General features: G+C 64.6%; 8 protein-coding genes. 6 read left to right on the forward strand and 2 right to left on the reverse strand.

The window, feature by feature from the left end; translation table 11 throughout:
• Both F6S12_RS30365 and F6S12_RS30370 read right to left on the reverse strand, forming a co-directional pair.
• A partial coding sequence (locus F6S12_RS30365) for an FtsX-like permease family protein (RefSeq protein ID WP_315869735.1) occupies positions 1 to 271 on the reverse strand: 271 nt, incomplete at its 3' end.
• A 24-nt stretch (positions 272 to 295) separates the two neighbouring features.
• Positions 296 to 895, reverse strand: a complete 600-nt coding sequence (locus F6S12_RS30370) for a LemA family protein (protein ID WP_011060799.1) — start codon at positions 893 to 895, stop codon at positions 296 to 298.
• Positions 896 to 1,080: 185 nt separating this feature from the next.
• Here F6S12_RS30370 and F6S12_RS30375 point away from each other — a divergent pair, with 185 nt between their 5' ends.
• The 6 genes from F6S12_RS30375 to F6S12_RS30400 form a co-directional block, all read left to right on the forward strand.
• Positions 1,081 to 1,512: a DUF4265 domain-containing protein gene (locus tag F6S12_RS30375; RefSeq protein WP_019094391.1), complete on the forward strand. Its 432-nt coding sequence runs from the start codon at positions 1,081 to 1,083 to the stop codon at positions 1,510 to 1,512.
• A gap of 23 nt (positions 1,513 to 1,535) precedes the next feature.
• On the forward strand, positions 1,536 to 1,928 hold the full coding sequence (locus F6S12_RS30380; protein ID WP_019094390.1) for an Imm10 family immunity protein: 393 nt from the start codon (positions 1,536 to 1,538) through the stop codon (positions 1,926 to 1,928).
• Between the two features lie 76 nt (positions 1,929 to 2,004).
• Positions 2,005 to 2,343, forward strand: a complete 339-nt coding sequence (locus F6S12_RS30385; RefSeq protein WP_315869736.1) for an FKBP-type peptidyl-prolyl cis-trans isomerase — start codon at positions 2,005 to 2,007, stop codon at positions 2,341 to 2,343.
• Positions 2,344 to 2,365: 22 nt separating this feature from the next.
• Positions 2,366 to 2,788, forward strand: a complete 423-nt coding sequence (locus tag F6S12_RS30390) for an NUDIX hydrolase (protein ID WP_236187043.1) — start codon at positions 2,366 to 2,368, stop codon at positions 2,786 to 2,788.
• A gap of 249 nt (positions 2,789 to 3,037) precedes the next feature.
• The gene (locus F6S12_RS30395; protein WP_011060804.1) at positions 3,038 to 3,313 is read left to right on the forward strand and encodes a metal/formaldehyde-sensitive transcriptional repressor; all 276 of its coding nucleotides are present in this window, start codon (positions 3,038 to 3,040) and stop codon (positions 3,311 to 3,313) included.
• Positions 3,314 to 3,322: 9 nt separating this feature from the next.
• Positions 3,323 to 3,653, forward strand: a 331-nt coding sequence (locus F6S12_RS30400) for a cation diffusion facilitator family transporter (RefSeq protein WP_315869737.1), incomplete at its 3' end; no start/stop codon positions are given.

A 3,653-nucleotide genomic window follows, 5' to 3' on the forward strand; every position in this document is an offset into this window, starting at 1 on the left:
GGTGCTCGGCGATCACCTTGCCGCCGGCCCGCAGGCGCCAGGTCTTGTACCAACTGCCCAGCAGCACCACCAGCAGCATCAGCAGCGCCACCACGGCCACTGCGGTCCAGCTCAAGACCTTGGGCTGCTTGTATTCCTGGCTCAGCTCGCGCCATGCAAGGCCCAGCCCCAGGCTGCTGAGGCTGACCAGGGTGGCTACCGCCAGGGTCATCAACAGCACCAGCTTGAGGGTGTGGCGCCGGGCTCGGGCCTGGTGTTGAAAGAACTTCATGCAGGTTTCCGGGGGCAGGTGCAGTTACTGGAAGGAGACTTTGCTGGCGTCTTGAATTTGCGCGCTGTCGGCGAATTGCAGCAGGGCGGCATCGGCCCGGTGGCCGAACAGCCCGGCGAAAAACAGCGCCGGCACCTGCTGTTTGCACAGGTTGTAGTCGGTCACGGCGTCGTTGAAGGCCTGGCGCGCGTAGGCGACCTTGTTCTCGGTGCTGGTCAGTTCTTCGCTGAGTTGCGCCATGTTCTGCGAGGCCTTGAGTTCCGGGTAGGCCTCCAGGCTCAGGTGCAGGCGGTCGAGGACCTGGTCCAGGGCACCCTGGTCCTGGCCCAGGCGGGCGATGCGTGCGCTGTCGCCGGGTTGCGCGGCGGCGGCTTGCAGGCTATCCCGGGCACTGTTGCGGGCCTCGGCCAGGGCGGTCAGGGTCTGGCGCTCGTGCTGCAGGTAGCCCTTGACGGTTTCCAGCAGGTTGGGGATCAGGTCGTAGCGGCGCTTGAGTTGCACCTCGATCTGGGCGAAGGCATTGCGCAGACGGGTACGCCGGGTGGTCAGGCGGTTGTAGAGGCTGACCAGGTACAGCGCCAGAGCGGCGAGCAGCACCAGGGCGACGATATCGGCGGTGGCCATGGGATGTCCTTATCGAGTGAGGCGTGGGGGCGGCAATGGTAACGGAATCTTCCTGTTCGGTGACACACCTTCGCCGGCGACCCGTCAATGATTGCCAAGGGCCGGCAATTCTGCGAAAAAGCGCTCGGCTTGCGCGGGGGCCGAAAGGCACCGCTGCCTATTATTCAATGAACCAGGGACAGGTGATGGACAAGATCATGCTCAGGTTGACGGTGGTGGACGACTATCCGCCGGTGGCCAGCGAAGGGGTCTGGGCCGAACGCCAGCCCGATGGCCTGTACCGTATCGCCAACCTTCCGTTCTACTCCCAGGATGCCTGTTACGAGGACGACGTCGAAGTCCAGGTGGAGGCCGATGGCCTGAAGTGGTTCAGGCGGGTCGGGCGCAGCAGTGGCAACAGCACGTTGCGCCTGGTGTTCTTTGACGCCGGCAGGGCCCGGACCCCCGAGGTGCTGGCGCGGATCAACGCCCTGGGCTGCAGCTGGGAGGGCATGAGCAAGGCGTTCCTTGCTGTCAATGTGCCTGCCTCGGTGTCGCTGGACAGCGTGCTGGAGTACCTGCAGGAGTGCTTTGAGCAGGATTGGCTGGATTATGAAAGCGGGCTGTTGCGCCAGTGACCGCGAATAAGGAGCAAGGAGCGATGAGTTTGAAATTTCATGCCACTGGCTACAGTGCCTGCACTGAAGACGAGGTGCAGATCCTGGGCTTTGCCGACGACGGGCAGCCGCCCGGGCACTACCTGCTGTTGCAGCGCGCCGAATGCTTTGACGAGCAGGACCGGCAGTTGGGCATGGACACTTACCATGTGGAACTGGGCGGCCAGGCAGTGTCCGGCTATGGCGGCATCCGCCAGGTGCTGCTGGCCCCGGGCCGCCTGACCCTGCATTTTGGCGATTCCCAGGCCTGGTGCCGGGGCTTGCCCAGCCTTGAGATCAGCTGGAAGCCGGGGCTCGCCAGCGTCGAGGAGGTCGCGATGGCGCTGGGGGCGATCTTTCTCGATACCGATACCCTGATCGAGGTGGCGCCACAGTGATTGCCAAGCCGGGGCAATTCTGCGAAAAAGCGCGCCGCAGTCCCGTGACGGGGCAATGCTTGAACGGGAGTGAACCATGAGCGACGAATTGCAGGTCATCGATATCCAGCCGGGCGACGGCAAGGCTGTGGTCAAGGGCGCCTTGATCACCACCCAGTACCGGGGCTTTCTGGAGGACGGCAGCAGCTTCGACTCCTCCTATGATCGTGGCAAGTCGTTCCAGTGCGTGATCGGCACCGGCCGGGTGATCAAGGGCTGGGACCAGGGCCTGATGGGCATGCAGGTGGGCGGCAAGCGCAAGCTGCTGGTGCCGGCGCACCTGGGTTATGGCGAGCGTTCCATGGGCGCCATCCCGCCCAATTCCAACCTGATCTTCGAGATCGAGTTGCTGGAAGTGCTGACCCGGGACGATTGAAGGCTTGAGGAGCGAGGGGCCGATGCGTGCCAATAAAGCCTGTCCGGTGGTGCTGCGCCATTCCACCGAGCTGGAGATCCTGGCTTTCCGCCATCCACTGGCCGGCCTGCAACTGGTCAAGGGCACGGTGGAGCCGGGGGAGTCCACGGCTACTGCTGCCGTTCGCGAGCTGGCGGAAGAGGCCGGTGTCCAGGCCGGGGAAAGCGGTTTCCTGGGGCTCTGGCATTCGGGTTTCTGCGGCCAGGTGTGGGCCTTCCATGAATGCCGGGTGCCAGCGCCGTTGCCGGAAAGCTGGAGCCATTTCACCGCGGATGACGGCGGCCATCGGTTCGAGTTTTTCTGGCAGCCCCTGGCCAGCTTGCCGTCGGAGCAATGGCACCCGCTGTTCCAGGGCGCCCTGGGATTCCTGCGCCAACGCCTGCTGGGCGAAGGCGCCGAGGCCTAGGCAGCGGCTTATTGCCCGAGACGGTAGTGGTTGTTGCCGCTGCGCCGGGCCTCGTACATCGCCTGGAAGCCGAACATGCCGTAGATCGCCTCCGACCATTACAGGCGCTGGGTATCGACCTCCCAGTCCCAGGTGTCGATCCGCGCAAAATATTGGCTGCGCTTGAACCGTTCGGCATCGTCGGGCCGGCTTGCGTTGTCGAGGGCAGGGGAGCAAGATGCGCTCTATATAGGTATAGGGGGTATAGGTATGTCGCACACTCACGCGCAGAAAGATGAGCTGCTCAAGCGGGTCCGGCGCATTCTCGGCCAGGTCCAGGCTGTGGAGCGAGCCCTGGAAAGCGGGGCCGACTGCGGCAAGACCCTGCACCTGGTGGCCGCCACTCGGGGCGCCATCAGCGGCCTGATGGGCGAGATCATCGAAGCCCATGCCCTGGAGCACGTGGCCAACCCCGAGCTCAGCGATGCCGAGCGGGCCCGGGGCGTGGATGAACTGCTTGAAGCCATCCGCCGTTATTCCAAGTAGGAGCCGCTCATGAACCTGTCTCAGCAGGCTGCACACCTGGCCCACGATCATCAGTTTCTCGGTGCTGATCACGATGACAACGCCCGCCGCACGCTGTGGGTGGTGCTGTTGACGGTGGTGATGATGGCGGGGGAGATCGTCGCCGGTTACCTCACCGGTTCCATGGCCCTGCTGGCCGATGGGCTGCACATGGCCACCCACGCCGGGGCCCTGGGCATCGCGGCGGCGGCCTACGGTTTTGCCCGGCGCAATGCCGGCAACCGGCGTTTCAGTTTCGGCACCGGCAAGGTCGGCGACCTGGCGGGCTTTGCCTCGGCCATCATTCTCGGCCTGGTGGCGC

Source organism: Pseudomonas sp. JV245A (assembly GCF_032424515.1).
Lineage (GTDB): Bacteria > Pseudomonadota > Gammaproteobacteria > Pseudomonadales > Pseudomonadaceae > Aquipseudomonas > Aquipseudomonas protegens.